Here is a 20,458-nt window from a genome sequence, read left to right as displayed (position 1 = left end):
TCGACCGAGCAAATTGACGTCTGCACATACCTGCCCTTTGTTGCCGGACAACTTAGAATTAAGCATCAGCATGGTTTGATCGAGGGCCGTGGCGGACACAGCTTCTGCCGATCTCGCTCAGTTCTGTCAGCATCTGATCATCCGGAAGGCCCTCGTATATTCGAGTAATACCAAGGGATGGGTCAACGAAACACACGTTTGATGGCCTGTTGAAGCTCCTTTCGCCAAAGTGCTTATGCCGATGGAGGCCTCTGGTCCCCTCCTATGAAGGCATCGCGGCCCTCCCTGCCGATCAATTCGATCTCACAACCGAAGGATGCACCCATGGAACTCAATCCGTTCACTCTTTCTCTCGCAAGCGCCACAGCTCTCGCGTTCACGATGCTTATGCCTATCGCGGCTCAAGCTGCTCCTGTGAAAAATGTCGTACTGGTACATGGCGCCTTCGCCGACGGCTCCGGCTGGCGCGGTGTCTACGACGAACTTAGTAAGCGCGGCTACAAGGTAACGATTGTGCAGAACCCGTTGACGTCCTTGGAAGATGATGTCGCGGCAACCACACGGGCGCTTGATCGTCAAGGCGGACCGGCTATTTTGGTCGGTCATTCATGGGGAGGCACGGTCATCACGGAGGCAGGCGTCCATTCCAACGTCGCCGGCCTAGTTTATGTTTCGGCTCTCTCTCCTGATGCCGGCGAAACGACTGCACAGCAGTATGAAGGTTTCGCACCGACGCCAGAGTTTATCATCGATACCACCGAGGACGGCTTCGGTTTTGTGAGCCCGGACAGGTTCAAGGCAGGGTTCGCTCACGATGTCTCAGACGACGTCGCAGCATTCATGCGCGACTCTCAGGTGCCGATCAACATGGCCGTCTTTGGCACAAAACTTAAGAACGCAGCTTGGAGAAGCAAGCCGAGCTGGGCAGTAATCGCCACCGAAGATAAGGCCTTTGACCAGGCAATGCTGCTGCACATGGCGGAGCGGATCGGCGCCAAGGTCAATAAGGTGCCCGGGAGCCACGCGCTCTTCATTACCCGCTCCAAGGAAATCGCCGACACGATCGAAGAGGCGGCGCAGGCTCTCTCCAAAGCCAAACAGTGAAGCTAGTAACACGGGGCCAGGTTCACACTTGGACCCCGTGTTGTTTTCCGAACTCTGCATGGTGATCCATCAACCTCGCAAGCACGTGACGCGATGCAAAGCATCCCCTTTTCTCCTGTCGTTCTCCAGCGTCGTTCCAACCCATTTCTCATTGCAGTATGACAGGCGGCCGCTTGATGATTAGTCTCCATCAGCGCAGTGGCTTTTCTGGCAGAATTCGTGGTGGAACTGGTTCTTGTGTCTACGCGCCTCGTCTAGGCTCAAGACCGCAAATGAAGCACATTTCCTCCCTCGCAGCCCTCGCCCTCATCACTCTGGCTCCCGGCCGGTCCCTTGCCCGCGATAGCGACTACTACGAAGCCACTACCCAGCAGCCAGCCAGCCGAGTCGGGCACCTCGGCCGCAATTATACCGGCTCGTTCTCTGCTGCCTCGGCCAACAATCACGTGATTAAGCAGAGATCAGCTCTGGTGACTACTATGAGGGCATTAGCGCCAGAACTAGCCGCTGGGCATCCAATACATCGGAGCTATCGTGAGCGGGGTCGCGTTCACAGCCGCGGCCACATCAGGGTCACGCCATTGAGAAAGCTTTGCGCCTTCTCTCTTCTCCAGCATGTGCAAAAGCTCTTCTGCGGCCATACGTGGTGCCACTTCGGTTTTCACACACGCTGGTCGATTGAGAAATGGGGGGTGCCCTGGGCGCAACAGTAGAATTGTCCCTGAGATAGCACTGCAGAGGCGGGAACTTGCTTCTCCTGTAAGACTAAGTGGCTATGGACGGGTAATCGAGCTCCAGCCAATGCTGCAGTTTGGCTGCAAACTCACGCTGGAAGGACAGCGGGCCTGACTTGGCCATATAAGGCGCGTCATAGATGCCGATGAACAGCGTCAGGTTGAGGAAGAAGTGCGCTCCGATCTCGAACAAGGCAACGAAATCATGGTTGATCAAGGCCTCGCGTTCCTTGTCGGTCAGCACATGCACCGTTGAAGCCTCCATCTCGTTGCCCAGGAGCTTTGGCCCGATCGATTGTTCCCATGTCGCCACGAAGCTGCGGGGATCTTCGATGTACCGCTTGAGGTATTCCGGATCTCGATCCACCGTGAAGAGGAACTTGTTGACGTAGTACTTGCTCATGCCGCCTGCTCCTTCGGGTACCAGGTGAAATAGGCTTCCATGGTGTGGAAGAGGTCGAGATTGTCCACGTAATCGGCCCCTTCAGGTCCGGCTACGCCCAGCATCAGGATGAAATTGAGGAAGCCGTGCGTCGCGTTGCCGCTCTTCTCCATGCTCTGGTGTGTGACGTTCGCCAGGATTGCGTCGATGTCTCCGGCGCGTAGCCACTCGATCGCCTGGCGGTCAAAGACTGGGTCTGGGCCTGTCTCCATGAACTGGCGCGGGCCACCAAGTTCGAGCGATAGATGCCCCGTTCCGATCGCGGCGACCCGCTTGTCGGACGGGTAGTCGTCGATCGCCTTGCGGATTGCGCGTCCGAGATCATAGAAGCGACGCGGCGAATGAAGCGGAGGAGCGAAGATATTCGTGTAGATCGGAACCACCGGCAGATCATTGTCGGGCCGAACGGTGATGATCGGGCAGATGATCGAATGGTCGATCTTCAGTTCGTTGGAGAAGGCGAAGTCGAAGTTCTGGTCCATCAGGGACTGATGCATGAAGCGTGACATGTCTTCGTCACCCTCCAGGAGGTATTTCGGAATGCCAAACTCCCGCTCCTCGTTGTAGAAGGTGGCATCGTAACGAGAGGCCTTGCCGATCAGGAATTGCGGGCAGTTGTCCAGGAAGATCTGATGGAAATGGTCAGATCCAACCATCACCAGGACGTCCGGTTTCGTCTTTGCGAGCGTCTCACGGTAAGCTTCGATCTTCCTCTTCCATTCTGGCGCCTGAGGCATTTGCTGGTCCGGCGGGGCCGTGGTCGCCTTCAGGTAAAACGGGTGATGGGTCGATGCGAGGGTCGCAACAAGTTTTGCCAAGATCCTTCTCCTTTCAGGTGAACAGGGCAGCTGGATTGCGGCTAAAGTGCCACGTATCGGAGGTACGGCTTCTTCGCGTCGAACCCTTGTGGAAATTTCTGTCTGGCTTCCTGACTGTCTCCATTGCGTTTGTCTCAGGATGAATCATTCCATACAGCGCAGCCACATCACGATCTGGATCGGACAGAAGCGGGTGTTTAATGCCTCCCCTCCCCTTGTATCTCACGGACATCGCGCGCCCACTCCTCGTGCCGCTCCAGCGGGTCCACGGACAGCCCATGGCTTTGGTGTTTCGCTGCTCCCATTCTCCCCGCAGCCTCGCGACTTTCCCCAATTCAGCCGTGCAGACGGGCGTGAAATTACTGAGATGGCTAAACAACACTCCCCAACTGCTGCCCAACCAATCATGGAACCTGATCTCACCGTCGGTGCTGACGAGCGTGAAATCGGGCGCGGTCTGTCCAATTGCAACATGGTGGCTCCTAATGATGTCAATGGTTGACTATGCCGTCCACATGCCGTTGCAGTTTCAGAATCTTCTTGTTCGATTGCTTGTGTAACAGAGCCCTTGAAGGGCGGCACGGACTATGCGGATTCCGCCGGCCTTACCGGCGTTCAGATCAGAGGCGGGTTGCGAGACTGGCGCCCCTTGCAATCCTGTGCGTCCCACCGCAGAGACTGAAACTCCTCTCCCGATGAGAGCTGAGGCGCCCGCCCCGCCTGCGTCGCGACGATTACGAATAACTAGGCGCCCTGGTCTTGCCGGCGTGACTGGCGACGGTTCGCGCTCTGACGTGTTACATTTCAAACCTAAAGCGTCAGAGTTCGAAATGCAGCGCAACTGCCGCTCCTCCATACTGGCTGTACCTACAGCAAAGGAGAGCCAATGACCGTTTCAGTACCAGACATGACCCACCCGATTCCGCCCATCTTCACCAAGGCCGAACTCGATGCTGACCCACACGCGATTTACCACCACTATCGGGACCGGGTCCCGTTCCTTAAACGCGAAGACGGCGCCTATCTCGTTCTGAGGGCTCGCGATGTCCAAGACCTCCTCTCAGACACTCGAACCCGCCAGATGGAAACAGAGTTGCTTGTCGCCAACGGGATCACGAGCGGACCTCTATATGAGCTCATGTCAAATAGCCTGCTCTATGCCAACGGTGACGTCCACCGCCGGAGACGTCAGCCGTTAACACGCGCTTTCGCGTTCAAGATGATGGCCGAGCTCCGGCCAAAAGTTCGAAATCTGGCCCACGATCTACTGAACAATTCCTTCCGGAATGGCGGCATGAGGCTTAAGGAAGAGTATGCCGCCTTGATCCCGGCCATTACTATCGCCGCAATTTTGGGTGTGCCTCGGCAGGAGGTGCCACACTTCACAAGACTTGTGTATGAGGTTTCTAAAATTCTGACGACATCGTGGACACGAGACGAACTGCCCGCGATGGAAGCCGCGACAAGAGATCTTATAACTTGGACAGAAGAGCTGATCTCGGAACGGCGGCGTTCTTGGACGGGGGACTTTCTGTCAGAATATGTCGCCCGTGTGGACGATGCCGGTGAGATATCGTCGACGGAAGCGGTCATGCAGATCGTCTCGGTGATTTTGGGGGGTAGCGATACCACCCGCGCCGCCATCGTAGTCCAGACTGGTCTATTGCTAGACAGGAGAGAGCTTTGGAACGCCTGCTGCGCTGACCAGCTGTTGAACCAAGCTGCTGTATTGGAGGCACTGCGCTATGAACCTGCGGTGGGCTCGGTCCCACGACTTGCTATCAGCGATATCTGTATCGACGGCTACACCATTCCGGCTGGAAGTCCGGTCTTGCTTGCAACCATATCCAGCATGCGCGATCCTTCGATCTTCCAAGATCCCATGGTCTTTGACATCCACAGAGAGCAGCCACGTTGGCCATTGGTATTTGGTGGCGGTGAACATCGGTGTTTAGGCGAGGCGCTTGCAAGAATTGAGCTGGAGGAAGCACTCCTGGCTCTAACAATGACCCTACCGGACCTTCAGCTCGCGGGTGCACCTCTTCGAGTCCATGGTCATGCTGGCATCCGGCGGGTTGAGGAGCTGGAAGTTTCTTGGTGACGGCCCAGAAGGAGTTCAGAGGCGGTTGAGAGCGGCAGATGCGCTCGATAGAGAATCAAGCAGCTCACAAATGAGCTGCTTGATTTTGGAACATCTTAGGCAATTTGGGCACGAGCTTGAAACACAGAAGCCTGATTGGATCTCTCCTGTTGACAAGCATTCCTTCCGGAGCGCATGCGCCCTGACATCACCTCTTCCCGAGGACGGGCGAGGCACGTCCATGCGAGCTCGACTAGAGGGCGGAGTAGAACGCTTGCAATGAATGATCTTTCTCGGGCAGCACGGGCACATAGCCTCCCAGAACAGACCCGGCCGAACGTTCCGGCTGCGGACTCGGCCGGCTAAACTTTGTCACGATAGTGCCATCCTGCGCGGGGTGGATACGCCGTCCTCCTTGGGAAGGAAAAGCGAGCCATCCGGCCCTGATATACCACACTTAACCCATCGCACGATGAGCGATGGTCGCTCATCAGCCTGCCAGCGAAGCTTTCGTAGTCCAGCTGAAATCGCGAGGAAGCCGGGGGGGGGGGGCCAAACTAGTCCACGTTCCGAGACGCAGTCGCCTCGGCTTGGTAGGATTGGTAGCGGCCGCGGACGGCGCTATTCACTTCAATCCTCAAAAGGCCGATGTCAGTTAGCAGATAGTCGGGATAGCTTCTGAGAAGTTCGGCACTTTTACGCTGCTCTCGCCAGCGCAGGTATTGCTGTAGCAGACGCCGCAACCGGGGAGCGGGCTTATTGTGAGCCTGAGCGGCTGCACCTATTTCAGTCGAATTTACGATCATGGCCTTGTCCTTCGGGCAAAGCATGCTCCAAGCATTTAAGCCAGGACATGCATCACCCGAGAACCTTAGACACACATGTCGAAGGACGATTTCAGGAACTCGCATTCCTCTTTCGAATGCAATCCCGGCGTCTTCCGGCTTCCTCCGCACTACAAGCGCGATACATCATTGGAAGCGCGATCATCTCATTGCATGACGGCCAAAGGAAGAACTATGCTGAAGCGCGCACCACCTAAAGAGCTGTTGTTGTCAAAGCTGATGGTACCGCCATGTGCTTCAACGATGGATCGGCAAATGGGCAAGCCCATACCCATTCCGTTCTCCTTGGTAGTAAAGAAGCTCTGGAACACCAGGTTAGCTGTCTCACTGATACCAGGACCAGAATCCTCGATACAGCATCGTATTGCAGACGGCTCACACGTCGTAGTAAAAGAAAGGGTCCGAGGTGACCCGTTACACCCGCTCATTGCCTGGACGGCATTGACAGCCAAGTTGACGATGACTTGCTGTAGCTGTGTCCTATCGCCTGCCACATGCATCGCCTGTCTTGCCGGAAGATGGCGTACGGCGATCCTCGATGCTTGGAACTCGTGCTTAAGAAAGAGAATAGCTTCAGCGATAACATCATCGAGCAACAGAGCTTCCGGATCAGGGGCACGGCGGGATGCCATGGTCCGAATTCGGGAAATAACATTAGCGGCGCGTTGCGCATCAGCTACGATGCGCTTGACGATCTCATGAACCTCCGACAGCTCCGGCTTGGGACGGCTAAGCCAGCGCAATGCAGCCTCACCATAGGTGGTAATGGCGGCGAGCGGTTGATTGACTTCATGTGCAATAGAAGCTGTCAGTTCACCCAGCATCGAGATGCGGGCAGCATGAGCATATTCTGCTTCGATCTGCCGGATCTTTCTCTCCGCCTGGTTCTTCTCAGTCGTGTCCATGAATGCGTTGAGAGTTATACCTCTTTCAGCCAAGCTCGGCAGAAAAGTAACCGTCAGTATCCCTTCCCTAATCCGCCCATCAAGGGTGCTAAGTCTGACCTCTTCCTCGAAGGTCGCGACATCCGCGTATCGACTAAGCAGAAGGCGCGAGTAAATCTCCGGGTGCTCCCGCCAAAGGGGCGCCACTGACCCCCGAAGATCACTGGGTGTAGCCGCTCCCAACAGCTTGGCCGCCGCGTCGTTTGCTCGCTCGATGAGCGTTCCTTCCATTGCCGCGAGAAGAAAATGCGGGTTTTCATCACAGTACGCGTTAAGATTCTTGACACCTTTTCTTTTCAGGTCATCAAGAAGTGCCAAGAGCCCATTCGAGTTGACCTGGAGAACAGGTACTGGGACAAGCTGGAATAGCTCCCGATACCGCTGTTCACTCTTTTCAAGCTGGGAATAGGCATTTACGCGTTCACTGATATCAGACACCGCGGCGAGGCCTTGGAGCTTGTCGTAGCCGGCGAACCACAGTGTGAACTGGGCATCGAATTCAAGCCCGTTGAGGCGCCGGAGCCGCGTGTCGATGGTCACGCTGTTGCCATCTTTCAAAACTGAACCAACTGCGATGGCGCAGTCTTCCCAAGCCGTGTGGCACCAGAATTGGTCGATCGTTCCCAGTAGAACTTCCTTGTCCTGCCCGCCAAAAAGGGAGAGGGTCTGGTCATTAACATCCACAATCCGGATGGATTTGAGAACCTCAGACACGCACTCCGGATGCTCTCTGAAATACCGAGAGAGATCTCCTACGCCTTCAGCATGTAATTGATCAATAAGGCCGCCAGCGTCACTCAGATCAAGTTCCCAGAACGAAACTGTCATAGCCTGAAAGAGATCTTGATAACGGCGCTCGCTGCGGCGAAGCGCTTCCTCCGCTGCTTTCTGATCAGAGATATCCATGAAGGCAACCAAGCTTTTGCCCGGGCTCCTTCCATGACGGGCTGCAGCGTAAAGAACGTCGACAGCTTTGCCATCAAAGCGAGTAACCCTGGCATGCTCTTGAAAGAAATCCTCCCCGCGGTATCTCGCTTCCAACGACCTTCTTATGGTTGGCAGCGCCTCTTGCCAGTAGCGCGTGACTGGGCCCTTCATCTCCTGCGGAGAATTGGCTCCAAATAAAAGCACATTGTGGTCATTGACCTCCTCAACATGCATGGCTTCAAGTGCTTCTCCCAGAAATTCTGGGTGATCATCGATATAGGGGCCCAAATCCTCAACCCCCTGCTTGCGCAGATCATTAAACATCTCCACCAGCCGGCTGGCGTCGACCTGCGTCAGGCCAATTGGCATAAATTGGAACAGGTGTCTGAACCGGATTTCGCTGGCCTCAAGGCGCGAATAAGCCTCCTTCTGGCCTGAAATATCGCTGATCCCAAGAAGAAGGCATAGCCGTCCCTGTGCGCTGGTAGTAGGTACCGTAGTGACTTGAGCGTCGAAGGCGACCCCTTTGCGCAGCATTCGGCATTCGCGTTTCGCCGCTCTGCCCAAAACTGCAGCCCGCAGTGCATGAACAAACTCTGCTGCGCTTTCCTCCGGCCACAGCGAAAGCACGCCTGCACCAGACAATTCTGAATTCAAAGCCAGGGTGTTGTGGTTGCTCTCAGGTCCGCAGAGGACGGATATAATCCTTGTCTGCGCCATAATTGTACGCACCAGATCCGCCTCATCTACGAGGTCCTGATGCCCACAAGAACGGTCGTTCCAGTCCGTGAGCACTGCTGCAACGGTGGAGATGTCAAGCTCAACAACGGTGGTCGCCATCGCAGAAAGCAATGAAAGTGTGCCTTCACCACTTTCATTTGGCGCCTCGCGTCTGGAAATTTCGACAATGGCAATTGGCCGTCCCTCTCCGTCTCTGCGAACCCGTTGTTTAGTGACCACGGACACAGACGCTGCGGTGCCATTCGCCTTCCGAAAGATCCCGGCTGACCATTCATACCTGTCGGTCAGGTCGCTCATGCTTTTGGGAATGCCGTCTTCAGCTCGTTGTTCAAACAGGCTCGAAAGCGGCTGACCCAGCGCCGCACCTCGGGGAATCTTATAAAGTAACTCCGCTGCTTGATTCCACTCTAGTACCCGCCCGTCTACATCCCGAATGATGACCGCATCATCCAACAAGTCGAGGACATCCATGTCGTCTACCTTTGCACTCACGCCCATTCTTCCAATGCTGAAAAGCCTGCCCTACCGATTGAGCTCTCACCAATGCTATAGCTGGTGTGTTGGATCACTGGAAGATGTATTCTTAGGACTCGCTCAGACGACGAATCGGACAGTAGACCGTCAATAGTAGGCATTAAGCCTAACTCCATTCCGCAACCTGAAGAATACTTACGGCTCCCGGAGCATCTTCAAAAATTTACTCGATCGGCCAGACAAAACCCGCCAAAGGCTTGCCGGGCCGTAAAATTGGGCTTTCATGACCCAGTCACGGGTGAGCCGCTGGCAACGCAGCAGTCTTAACGTGTGGCGAAAGCCTTCGCCGTACCCATCTCGATCGAAAGGTATCGCTGGCAGAAGGCGGTCGTGGGCGCGAGACCTTCCCGCTTCAGAATGAAGTCGGACGCGGTTACGACTGAAATACGGTATCTGTGACATGACACAGACACGTGACTGTTCCGCGATAGAGGCACGTGGAACGGCGTAGGACATCAGCGCCTGAAGCCGACATTCTGGGAAATAGAGGAGCTTTTGTGATGCAGACCACCGTAGGCTTGATGAGAAAATTGACCCGGCAGGCCCCGATATGGCTAGCGGCAAGCCTACTCTTGACCCCCTTACCTGTTCAGGGGCAAACTCGCTCCCTCATTGCGCGGGGTGAATATCTGGTAAACCTTGGCAACTGTGAGCACTGCCATACGCCCGGTCATTTTCTTGGTCAGCGGGACAATTCTAAGAAGCTGGCAGGATCAGACGTCGGGTTTTCCATAGCCAGGCAGGGAACAGTGGTAGGCCCAAACATCACGCCCGACAAAGAAACTGGTATAGGCACCTGGGATCGGGATGAGATCGTGCGAGCGCTTCGCACGGGGGAAAGACCCGATGGTCGAATACTGTCGCCAGTCATGCCATGGCCAGACCTCGCAAAGCTTACGAAGCAGGACCTGCAGGCAATTGCCGCTTATCTGCAGTCCATTCCTGCGATCCAGAACCGAACTCCTGGTCCCTTTGGAGAAGGCGAGCCGGTTCCTCTGCATACATTACGCGTGGCACCTCCAGACGTTGCCAAGCGCCCATGATCTCGTGCGCTGAGTATCCGGCCGGCGGCCACAGATTAGTGCCTCCCGATCAACCTCGTCGTTCTCGTGACGGAGGGTGGGAAGCAAGTTGTTCAAGACCGTCGGGGGCTGTTAGCCCCTCGATTGGTTTGCCAATGCTCAAAAGGCATCTTGATGCAAAGACAGCGGCGGCATTGAATTGGTTGAGATCTACAATGAAGCACGGCAGAGCCAGACGCTCTCCGAGGCGTTATGCGAAGTGGCGGCATAATCTCCAGCATCATCGGATGCGTCGCCATTCTGAGACCAGTTCAGGCTTTACACGGCCGGTGGCGCATGACCCAACGCTAGCCCAACGCCATCGATAAGAACTTGTGCATCGAAGGGTTTGCGCAATAGCAACAAACCGCCACAATCCGCCACCCGTTGTTTAAGGCCGGCATCAGTGTGAGCTGTCACGAAAATAACCGGGACTGCGGACCCGATCTTATTGAGCTGCTGCTTCATTTCAATCCCGGTCATCCCGGGCATTTGAATATCAGACACAACACAATCGACGCCACGATCGGAATGAGTATCCAGAAAAACCTCCGCCGACGAATAGCCCGCGGCCTTGTACCCAAGCGATCTGATCAATCCCTCCATCGCTGCGCGAAAGGAGTCGTCGTCATCAATGATTGCGATCAGGACGTTTCGATGCGCCGGCATTGTAATCGGCTTTCTTGGCAAAGAGAGTTCATGTACCCTTCTCTTCGCACAAGCGGGCTGGTGAGGATATCATACGGTAGTGTTAGCTGGGTCCAGGACAGGCTGTTTATCTAGAGCGTCCGCCATCCGTACGAGGTCTGGAAGGGTGCGCGCGCCCATTTTGCGCATGGCAGCACCGCGATGGATCTTCACGGTGATTTCGCTGATCCCCAAATCTCCTGCCACTTGTTTGTTCAACAAGCCCTTGGTCACCATGAGCATGACCTGCTGCTCTCGGGCGGAAAGGGTTTCGAAGCGAGCTTGTAAGTCTGCTACCTGCCCCTGCCCGGCGCGACGCACACGATCATGCTTGAGAGCCGAGGCTACAGCATCCAGCATGTCTTGGTCTCGAAACGGCTTCGTGAGAAAGTCTATTGCTCCTGCCTTCATACCCCGTACGGACATGGGAATGTCCCCGTGCCCCGTCATCAAGATGACAGGCAAAGACACACCAGTTCGAGCAAGCTGATCTTGGAAATCCAGTCCGCTCATTCCCTGCAATCGGATGTCTAGAACCAGGCAGCCTTCCCCGTCTGCACGGTTAGTGGCCGCGAAGTCGTTAGTTGACGTGAAGGTCTGGGTGGCAAAGCCAACGGAACGAAACAGACTGTCTAAAGCCAGCCTCATCGATTCGTCATCGTCAATGATGTAGATGGTAGGCGGTTTATCCTTCACCGTGTCCTCTGATCCTTTGAGAGTGCTCGAGTTTGAACCTCCCTAATTCATTGCCAAAAAATGTTTCGGATTGAAAGGATAATCTCGCTGGATGGCAGCTTCTCGGCCCCTCGCCGATGAACTGGACGCACTGCAACATGATCCTCTACCGCGGCTAGCCACGCACCGGTGTTGCAGCTGAAACGCGAAGTGCCTGCACCCGTAACGGGATAACAATATTCGCAGAAGATGTCTCGACCGCTTTCCACATGGAGATGCCTGGTTGGGAGAATTCGATGTCAATGCACAACTTGTGGCAAGGGATCAAAAAGCTTGGCTACGCTATCTTCATCAACGCAAGAAATGCGTTTGCTGCAATCGCGCCACCGCCTTGGTAACTTGTAATCTGGTCAGGCTCTTTCCGGCGGCCACCCAATCAATGGGATGAGCTTGCTTTTTTTGGAAGCAAGTCGGACGTCGCGAACGAGGCTTAGGTTCTCGTAGCCGCCCTAAATCAGCCAAAAGCCGATTGTTGTATGTGTTTGAGACGGCAGGATGTAGCACCACCTGCCCGACGGCGCCCCCCAGGCTGAACGGCCGGGACAACAGGCTGCATTGCAGTTATTACGCTCGACATGACACGGGCATGCAATGAAATCTGAGGGTAACTCGGTATCTGTAGCTAGCGAAGAGAGACCTCTGAAGCGTCACATAGTATCGATTGACTGGTGATGGAGTCTCACGCACCTCGACAGCTCCATATGGGTCGACAATGCATTGCCTGGTAGTACCGGCTTTCCATGACACCCGCACCGGCTCGCTCCAGTACGTAGTTACAGACCCCACGCCTAAACGATGTGCCATCATCGATCCGGTACTCTACTATGACGAAAATCCGGTTCAACAGCAACCACTAACGCAGATATCATCTTACAGCATGTTGCTGACAATTGCCTGACTGTCGTGGACTGGATCCTCGACACACATCCTCACGCCGACCACTTCTCAGCGGCTCATTATATGAGGGAGCGGCTAGGCGCACCTCAGCAATCGGTGAGCACATTACGTTAGTTCAGGCGACATGGAAGAAAATATACAATTGGACTGACTTCCCATGCGACGGAGTCGCAATGGGATCGTCTTTTTCGTGACGGCGAGAGCTTCAGAAACGGAAATATCGAAGCTCACGTTATTTACACTCCCGGTCATACGCGGGCGTCTGTCACTTATGTCGTCGGTGATGCGGCATTCTTCGATGATACACCGTTTGTGCCAGCCAGTGGCTCGGTCCGCGCCGGCTTTCCCGGTGGTTGCGCATCTGCGCTCTGGAGTTCTATCCAGTCCGTTCTGGCGCTACCAATACAACGCGCCTATTCACGCCACGTTACCGGCCAGGAGGAGGCGCTGTTCGTTATAAAGCGAGCATATTTTCAACAAAAGCTCAGCAATCGGCACGTGAGCGGGAAGTCGGCAGCGGATTTCATCCAGCTGCGCAAAGCACGCGATAAATCGCTACCGATGCGGAAGCTGATATTGCATGCGCTGCAGGTCAACTTACGGGGCGGCAGGTTACCCGCGGAAGAGGTTCTAGGTAGGCGGCACCTCAAGATCTCACTGGACGTCTTCGCTGACTGCATCTGGTAGGGCCGGTGGCGGCCTTAGCAATTGAATGGGCATATTCTACTTCTTGCGGTCACGATAGCGTGTCACATGCCCCGCTCGCCGGTCCCGAGCATACGACGGAACAACAGGAGAGTCATCGAGGCTGCGAGCCAGCCCGCCATCCATCCGGCAACGACGTCACTTACCCAGTGACGCTCAATCACGACGCGTGATAGTCCGATGAGGACCATGCAGGGCAGAACGATCAACCGCGACCTGGGAGCGTATGTTGCAAGGCAAATGCAAATTGCCGCGGTTGTTGCCGCTTGCGCCGAGGGAAGAGATTCGAACGCGGCTGACCCACCGAAAGGCTTAAATACCAGAGGGTCCAATTCCCCAGTAATTTGCGGGCGGGCTCGCCCGAGCGGCACTTTGCCGAGTAAGGCAAGCACCAGCGCGCATGTTCCGCTGATGAGACAAATAGCGGCCACCTTGACCGGGAGATGGCACCCACGCTTTCCAGATCGAAGTAATGCAATAGCGAGTATGGCAGCCAAAAGCGGCAGGACCAACACTGGCTCCGTCACACTAGAAACCAGGGCGAAGAACGCTCTCACCTTCTCAGGAAACTGGCGAACCAGAAAGGCTACATTTCTTTCCAGAGCGATGAGAAGAGCAGCAGAGGCGCCGATGGCAAGCCAGCGGATGCTGCGATGAGTGCTCCTCTCAAGAGCACAATCTCTTGTCATTCGTCTCCCTTCGCTGTTGCAGTTCGCACTGTCGTAGCATCCACATCTTGAGGCTTGCAGCCACTCATATGCAGCGGCTTTTCCCGGGCCACGTCACCAATGGAATGCTACGGGACTGCGTCAGCCTAGGCTTAGACGATTACATTTACAACACGATCAGAAGCCTGCCTGCCCTCCGGATCGGCGTCCGACCACTAGCATGTCCGTCGTTCCCGCAACTTCACGCAGAAAGCCGCGTCGGCCACCATGCTACGAAATTTCATGCCGTCGGTATGGCCACGTCGGACGCATTGGGTAAGGGTCCTCGACAGCTGCTTGCTGGGTTTCTATCTTTGCGTGAAGAACCTCAGTCACTTCTGGAGGTAGAAAACGACCGAGGGCGCGCTGGCCCTATAACTCAATTCCATCGCCCGGCGCTTTCTGTTTGAGATGGGAACAGGGCTGCCTGGAAAACCTCGTCCAGAGGTGGTTGCTTCACTTGTTGAAATACAGGCTCTAATCGCTCGCAGATTTGGGCCTCAGTCTCTGTTCCTGCGAGTGCGACCTATCCGGAACTAACTCTCTAGCGGCATCTGCGCTCGTTCCGGGATCGGCCGGCAGCATGAACCCTGGCAAGCGCCAGAAACGCTTTAACACCGGCTGAGAGATTTCGACGACCCGGATAGTAGAGGCAGAGTCCCGGAAATGGCGGCGTCCAATCGTCAAGCACTCGTATGAGGCGACCCGTCTCTATATCCTCCATGACGCTTTGCTCCATGAAGAGGCCTATCCCCGTGGCCTCCAGGACAGCGACCCGCGAAAGGTTCGCTTCATCGAGAATTATCGGCCCCCTGACATCGATCTGTGCCGTTTCTCCGTCTTTTTCGAAGCGCCATCTGAAGAGCGACCCATCCGGCAACCGCACACGGATGCATTGGTGATTGAGGAGGTCCGGCGGCACCAGAGGCGTCCCGTGCTTCTCAAGGTAATCAGGAGAAGCGACGATGGCATATCGCTGCGCGCGCCCCAGAGGCACCGTGATCATGTCGGTGGGAACGAGGCCCGCGACGCGAACGCCAATGTCGAAACCGTCGGCAACGATATCGACCAACCGGCCTTCAGTCACAATATCGACGATCATATCTGGATATCGGCGCAGAAACTCGAGGACCAGTGGCGAGATGATGTCTCGCGCGGCGAATGGAGCTGCGTTGATTCTGATCGTGCCTGAAGGGGTGTCACGCTCCGAACGCACTGCATCAAGCGCACTCCGGAGGTCCTGAAGTGCAGGGCCCACCTGCTCAACAAACAATCGACCTGCGCCTGTCAACGACACGCTCCGGGTCGTGCGATTGAACAGTCGCACGCCCAGGCTTGCCTCCAGCTTCCCTATCGCGAGACTTAGCGCAGTTGTCGACATGTTAAGATCGATGGCAGCCGCGCGAAACGTGCCTCTCCGCGCAATTGCAATCACAGCGTTGAGTTCCGTCAGGCCAGTCTTATCATTATCCCGATCTAGGCCATTCCTCATCCCGCCTTGTCCCACTTATCCACATAATTGTCGAGTGCTACCTTCCTTGTGAACGAACCGTCCAAAAGGAGCGCAGGCATGTACATCAATTACACAGGCAATTTCCTCTTTGAGCAATGCAAGGCATCGGGAGTATGCTGATGAACGACTTTCTCAATCTGAACGGCAAGCGCGTGCTTGTCACCGCCGGCACCAAGGGCACTGGCAGAGCCACTGTTGAGCTGTTTCGTGATCACGGCGCCCAGGTCATCACGGCGGCGCGATCGAGACCCGAAGGTTTTCCTGAGGAGCTCTTCACCGCAGCCGATCTCACCACATCCGATGGCGTCGTGCATGTTTCCAATGCGGTTAGGGAACGCCTGGGTGGGCTTGACGTCATCGTCCATATGCTTGGTGGTTCATCCGCCCCAGGCGGCGGATTTGCCGCATTAGATGACAAGCAGTGGGAGACAGAGCTTAACCTCAACCTGTTCCCCGCCGTCCGCCTCGATCGAGAGCTCGTGCCTGGCATGATCGGCCAGGGCAGCGGTGTCGTGATCCACGTCTCGTCGATCCAGAGAGTACTGCCGCTGCCGGAGTCGACGACCGCCTATGCCGCTGCGAAGGCTGCTCTCTCCACTTACAGCAAGGCGCTGTCGAAGGAAGTTACATCAAAGGGCGTGCGGGTGGTGCGCGTCTCGCCAGGCTGGATTGAGACGGAGGCCTCGATTCGCCTCGCACAGCGGTTGGCCGAGCAGGCTGATGGAGATTACGAGGTCGGGAAGCAGATGATCATGGAGGCCTTGGGCGGCATACCGCTCGGGCGGCCTGCGAAACCTGAGGAAGTTGCTAATCTGATCGCCTTCCTGGCATCTGAGCGGGCTGCATCGATCACCGGCACCGAATACATCATCGATGGCGGAACGGTCCCAACGGTGTGAGCGCGAAGCGCCTGCTACCCTAGCGCCGACACTAGATCAGAGGCAAAGGCGATCTCTGCAAAGCAGCAGTGACTCGCGACCCAACATAATTTTTCAGGCGTCGCCCTGTGCCGTTACGGCTTACGGCAATGGGCCGCCTCCACGAGCAGCCTTAGACAAGGCGAAGGACACCAAATGTCGCAATATTAAGTGTTAATCAGCGCCGACAGACCCGCTCAAGCAAACAGGATCCTGGACGCGCTGATAGCCACGCAACTCGCCGTCACCCAAGCGCGTGTGCTGCCCTTAGACCTGCGTTGAAACAGGTTCCATACAATATCAAGGAGAATCACTCATGGCTATCCAACTACCCAAAGCAATCGCGGCTTATTTTGCTGCGGACAAGAGGGGCAACGCCGTTGAAGTCTCGGAGTGTTTGGTCGAGACGGCCTTCGTCAAGGACGAAGGTGAAATCTATCTGGGACGGGATGAGATCAAAGGATGGAAAAACAAATCATCCAAGAAATATCATTACACGGTAGAGCCTTTCGAGATCAGCACCGACGACAGGCGGACAGTTGTCTCAAGCCGCTTGGCTGGTAGTTTTCCAGGCAGCCCAGTGGACTTGCGCTACTTCTTCGTGCTCGATGGCGATCTGATTCAAGCGCTCGAGATCACCGGATAGTTCACGCCGCTGATGATTGCGTCTTGCACCGGCAGGAGATCCCATTCAATCAGTGCGCCCTGACGGTCTCAAGATCAGTACCCTCCTTTAGACGTCGCTTGCGAGATTTGAAGTACCAAGCCTGCGAACTCGAAGGAGGAACGGTTAACTCTGCGCCAAGCGGCGGCCAGTTCCGTGGCTTCCTCAGCAGCAAAACCTAAGATCAATGGCATTGTCGAGATGGTAATGTCACGGTATCTCAGGCCCACGTGGCGGCGCTCGATGCTCCGGGCTTGTTGTGCGGGCTACAGCGCCATCTGAGCCCTACTACCAGCTCGACTCTTAGCTGCTGCCCCAGGCTCCAGAGGCTGCTTAGCTTGCAATGGCACCATCCTGCCGGCATCGTGAATCCGATTGCAGAGGCTAGAACACGGCTGTCGTCAAGCGTCAATAACCGCTCCGGTTCGATTTCATTCCGCAACAAGCGCCGTCAGTAGGCCGTGCACGCCGGGTTCTGGAGACGGCGCACACCAGCAAAACAAAGCGGCGGCTAATCGGTTAGCTTTGCAATACAAATCAGGGTCATCTGAAACCTCTGCGACCGGGTTACATGCTACCGTTATCCTCTCTGGAGGGTCATGTCATGACAGGTTCTAAAATCAACGAAGCACGAACCGTTGTGGAGCAGAAAGGCCGGCCGCTTGGCGCGCAAGAGCGTCTCCTTTATCTTTACTCGAAGCTACATCACCGCCACTTCTGCATCGTTGGAAAGCTCGCGGGTGAGATTGATGTGCACGACCTTGCGGAAGCTCTAGACAAAGTGCAGGCACGTCACATCAGGCTGAACTATTCAATCCAAGATAAGGAGGATGGCCCCCACTTTCTTTACAACCCGAGAGAAATTCCGGTGAAGGACCATACATTGGATCCAGCATCAACTTGGCATTCAGTCGTCGAGGCCGAGCTGGCAACGCCTTTCAATCCATCGCAAGCACCGCTTTTGCGGATGACGGCTCTTCGTGAGCCGCAAAACCAGCGTGAACTGACACTTGTTCTGACGTTTCATCACGCGCTAGCTGACGGTCTTTCTGCTGTGGCATTTCTTGACGATTTGGTTGCTGCGTTGAACTCCTCAGAGCTACTACCTGCACCGACCCGCCCACCTGTGGAACAATTATTGCCGTTCGTCCCGCCACAAAATTCGTCGGATCAAGAAAGTATCTCCGCGGCGGCTCGCCCCGACCTCGAAGAAGTCGGCCGGGAACCTCTATGGCGGGAGTTCGAGGGCGATGTCCCCAGGGTGGCCTCTATCGAGCTCGATGCCGATTTCACTGCAACACTCGTTGCTCGGAGCAAAGAAGAGCGAGCAACTGTACAAGGAGCCCTCGGTGCAGCCATAGCCGCCGCAAATGCTGCGAGACATGATCGCGATCATTATTTAGTGGCATCTCCGATTAGCGTGCGCCAATTTGCGGGCATCGATCCGTCGGAGATAGGCGTCTTCCTTACTGTTGGACTTGTTCGCTTGACCGCTGGAAATGCGGTCCCCTTCTGGGACAGAGCTCGGGCTTTCAGCCGCGAGCTTCGGGCGCTGCGGTCGAAGGAGGCAGTTGCGCTGTCCGCGTCTAATTTGGAGAGAACTCTCCCTCCACTGTCCAGCATTGAACTGGCGTGCGGGTTAATCGGCTTGCTGCGCTATGATGCGGTCGTTTCGAACTTGGGAGTTCTGCAACCAAGGTCATCTGGCCCGCGAGTTAAACTGCAGGCCATCTGGGGACCGATGGTCTTAGGACGGATCAGGAACGAGCGCATGGTAGGGGCCTCCACATATGGCGGGATCCTCCGTCTTACAGAAAGCCATCCTGATCACGTGGCTGAGTGCCTTCCGCAGATGATCGCTATCCTGTCGCAGGCATTTGACCTCTAAAAGACGGTAGATCCGCGAGCTATCAAGCTCGCAGTTTCTGGCTGAGATTTTATTCAGGCCACTTGAAACACGTCCAAGGCTGCGCGTTTGAAGCTGTAATCGCGGGTCTGTCGTAAGATCAAGTGCGGATTGGTCGATACCGAGATTGCCATGGCGGCAAGCGGACTGTCCTTAGACCGCCAGAAGATACCGCTCATGGGGATGGAAAAGAACCGCAGTGGGCCGTGTCCTCCACCGGCCGGATTTGGCCGAAGGCTTAATGTCGCCGAGGATCGTGATGCAGCGGTCGTAGAAGGCTCCCTGCCCGCGTCAGCTCCACCCGCCGCATGCTGCGATGAAGCAGCTGCACGCCCAGACTTCTGCAGCGCCTGCACCTACCCGCTCAGCGCCGGCTGTGCGACACACATACGCACCGCACTGTCGTAATTCCTCAGAAACGGCCATGATGCATGAGATATGGTGACGATCGCCTGTAGAGCATTATCGCGGATCCAACGGAATCAGTCCGTTCAACTGGGGACTCAAAGAACAGGCTCAGAAGCATCATCGGCAGACATCCAACATCTGCCTGCCAGCTCGTCCGCGCCACAAAAGACATGGCAAGCGGCGTTGGTTTCTTCGGCCGGCTTCCGGTCCCAGAGTTCGAGCTACAACTCAGCCAGATCGCGCTGCCGCTTCGCACCAGCCCGGGCTTGGCCCTTGGAGCGCACTCTTTGGCCGGTACAGATGGTTTGGCAAGGCGACGTGGCGGAGCGACGGAATCACTCCGCTCCAATGGCCAGACAGGCTCAGCCGTCTGCTGCTGCAGCTATTTCCGCGGCTAGCCGCTCTCTCGCCTTCTTCGGGAGTTTCGCTGCCTTAATGGTCTCCAAATTTGCGGGAGCGTCACCGACCAAAATAAGCGCCACCATGCCCATTGCGATATGAGGTGCGCATTTGATGGCATACGCGCCGGGTACGTCGAACGTCACTTTGATGCTTTCGTTCAACTTGCCCTTGAACGCTTTCGCTCCGTCGGGAAAAAGGCCGGCGATGGTTTCGGCATTGTGCGACTTGTCGGTGGCCACGAAGGTAACGGTGTCTCCGGGCGCAATCTTTAGCGCTGAGGGCTCGAACACCATGGCGCCCTCCGTTCCCTTGTTGAGCATTTTCACTTCATGGTCTGCGGCGTTGGCGCAGACGGCGGACGCCCCCAAGACGATTGCGCCAACCACAAACGCGTCTTTTACTTTGCTCATCGATATTCCCTTTCGACATGCTCACGCACCTATTCGCAAGGCGCGACTATACAAGCTTCTGATAACCATTGCCCCGAGGCCTCTCGCCAATCTCGCAAGGTGACAGCACTCGAAGCCGGTTCGATAGGACCTTGTGGCCACCGACGGAACTGGCGTCCGCCAGTTCCGTCCAAACCTTCACCTAGGCAGCCTTATGTGCAGCCAGGAAGGGATAGTCTGTGTATCCTTCGGCTCCACCGCCGTAGAACGTCGCGCGAATGTGCTTGTTTAGCGGGGC

At 55.9% G+C, this 20,458-nt stretch carries 15 protein-coding genes and 1 pseudogene; 7 read left to right on the top strand and 9 right to left on the bottom strand.

From position 1 onward, the window contains the following. Nucleotides 1–381: 381 nt before the first annotated feature. Complete coding sequence (locus LXM96_RS20120) at nt 382–1,104, top strand: alpha/beta fold hydrolase (RefSeq protein ID WP_240000357.1); 723 nt, start codon at nt 382–384, stop codon at nt 1,102–1,104. A gap of 765 nt (nt 1,105–1,869) precedes the next feature. Here the strand turns inward: LXM96_RS20120 and LXM96_RS20115 are convergent. The 3 genes from LXM96_RS20115 to LXM96_RS21935 are packed head-to-tail and all read right to left on the bottom strand — an operon-like array spanning nt 1,870 to nt 3,564. After that, nucleotides 1,870–2,241, bottom strand: coding sequence for a hypothetical protein (locus LXM96_RS20115; protein ID WP_240000349.1), 372 nt, complete (start codon nt 2,239–2,241; stop codon nt 1,870–1,872). After that, nucleotides 2,238–3,098 (bottom strand): DODA-type extradiol aromatic ring-opening family dioxygenase, encoded by an 861-nt coding sequence (locus LXM96_RS20110; RefSeq protein WP_240000348.1) that lies wholly within the window; start codon nt 3,096–3,098, stop codon nt 2,238–2,240. The genes LXM96_RS20115 and LXM96_RS20110 overlap by 4 nt, the downstream gene beginning before the upstream one ends. A gap of 13 nt (nt 3,099–3,111) precedes the next feature. Then, nucleotides 3,112–3,564 carry a redoxin domain-containing protein gene (locus LXM96_RS21935; protein ID WP_394802011.1) on the bottom strand — a complete coding sequence of 151 codons (453 nt, stop codon included), beginning with the start codon at nt 3,562–3,564 and terminating at the stop codon, nt 3,112–3,114. A 420-nt stretch (nt 3,565–3,984) separates the two neighbouring features. Here LXM96_RS21935 and LXM96_RS20105 point away from each other — a divergent pair, with 420 nt between their 5' ends. After that, complete coding sequence (locus LXM96_RS20105; RefSeq protein WP_240000347.1) at nt 3,985–5,199, top strand: cytochrome P450; 1,215 nt, start codon at nt 3,985–3,987, stop codon at nt 5,197–5,199. A gap of 970 nt (nt 5,200–6,169) precedes the next feature. Here the strand turns inward: LXM96_RS20105 and LXM96_RS20100 are convergent. Next, nucleotides 6,170–9,106: an ATP-binding protein gene (locus LXM96_RS20100; protein ID WP_240000346.1), complete on the bottom strand. Its 2,937-nt coding sequence runs from the start codon at nt 9,104–9,106 to the stop codon at nt 6,170–6,172. A 563-nt stretch (nt 9,107–9,669) separates the two neighbouring features. Here LXM96_RS20100 and LXM96_RS20095 point away from each other — a divergent pair. Next, nucleotides 9,670–10,212, top strand: a complete 543-nt coding sequence (locus LXM96_RS20095; protein WP_317208283.1) for a c-type cytochrome — start codon at nt 9,670–9,672, stop codon at nt 10,210–10,212. Between the two features lie 297 nt (nt 10,213–10,509). Here the strand turns inward: LXM96_RS20095 and LXM96_RS20090 are convergent, their stop codons facing one another. Continuing rightward, nucleotides 10,510–10,899: a response regulator transcription factor gene (locus LXM96_RS20090; RefSeq protein WP_240000345.1), complete on the bottom strand. Its 390-nt coding sequence runs from the start codon at nt 10,897–10,899 to the stop codon at nt 10,510–10,512. Between the two features lie 69 nt (nt 10,900–10,968). Then, nucleotides 10,969–11,613, bottom strand: a complete 645-nt coding sequence (locus LXM96_RS20085) for a response regulator transcription factor (protein ID WP_240000344.1) — start codon at nt 11,611–11,613, stop codon at nt 10,969–10,971. Nucleotides 11,614–12,364: 751 nt separating this feature from the next. Between LXM96_RS20085 and LXM96_RS20080 the strand changes: the two are divergent. Continuing rightward, nucleotides 12,365–13,236 (top strand): annotated as a pseudogene (locus LXM96_RS20080) (MBL fold metallo-hydrolase). A 62-nt stretch (nt 13,237–13,298) separates the two neighbouring features. Here LXM96_RS20080 and LXM96_RS21930 read toward each other — a convergent pair. Next, on the bottom strand, nt 13,299–13,943 hold the full coding sequence (locus LXM96_RS21930; RefSeq protein ID WP_394802010.1) for a phosphatase PAP2 family protein: 645 nt from the start codon (nt 13,941–13,943) through the stop codon (nt 13,299–13,301). 562 nt (nt 13,944–14,505) lie between these two features. Continuing rightward, nucleotides 14,506–15,453, bottom strand: coding sequence for a LysR family transcriptional regulator (locus tag LXM96_RS20075; RefSeq protein WP_240000343.1), 948 nt, complete (start codon nt 15,451–15,453; stop codon nt 14,506–14,508). Nucleotides 15,454–15,593: 140 nt separating this feature from the next. Here LXM96_RS20075 and LXM96_RS20070 point away from each other — a divergent pair, with 140 nt between their 5' ends. The 3 genes from LXM96_RS20070 to LXM96_RS20060 all read left to right on the top strand — a co-directional run bounded on the left by LXM96_RS20070 (nt 15,594) and on the right by LXM96_RS20060 (nt 18,943). Next, a complete protein-coding gene (locus LXM96_RS20070; protein WP_240000342.1) occupies nt 15,594–16,373 on the top strand; it encodes an SDR family oxidoreductase in 780 nt (259 codons plus the stop codon). Nucleotides 16,374–16,707: 334 nt separating this feature from the next. Further along, complete coding sequence (locus LXM96_RS20065) at nt 16,708–17,037, top strand: nuclear transport factor 2 family protein (RefSeq protein ID WP_240000341.1); 330 nt, start codon at nt 16,708–16,710, stop codon at nt 17,035–17,037. A gap of 622 nt (nt 17,038–17,659) precedes the next feature. Continuing rightward, nucleotides 17,660–18,943 carry a condensation domain-containing protein gene (locus LXM96_RS20060; protein ID WP_240000340.1) on the top strand — a complete coding sequence of 428 codons (1,284 nt, stop codon included), beginning with the start codon at nt 17,660–17,662 and terminating at the stop codon, nt 18,941–18,943. A 788-nt stretch (nt 18,944–19,731) separates the two neighbouring features. On the opposite strand, the gene LXM96_RS20055 is transcribed toward LXM96_RS20060, so the two are convergent. Then, nucleotides 19,732–20,181 (bottom strand): pseudoazurin, encoded by a 450-nt coding sequence (locus LXM96_RS20055; RefSeq protein WP_240000339.1) that lies wholly within the window; start codon nt 20,179–20,181, stop codon nt 19,732–19,734. Nucleotides 20,182–20,458 lie beyond the last annotated feature (277 nt).

The organism is Rhizobium halophilum (assembly GCF_021648825.1).
GTDB lineage: Bacteria > Pseudomonadota > Alphaproteobacteria > Rhizobiales > Rhizobiaceae > Neorhizobium > Neorhizobium halophilum.
This window is presented reverse-complemented; position numbering and strand designations above follow the sequence as displayed.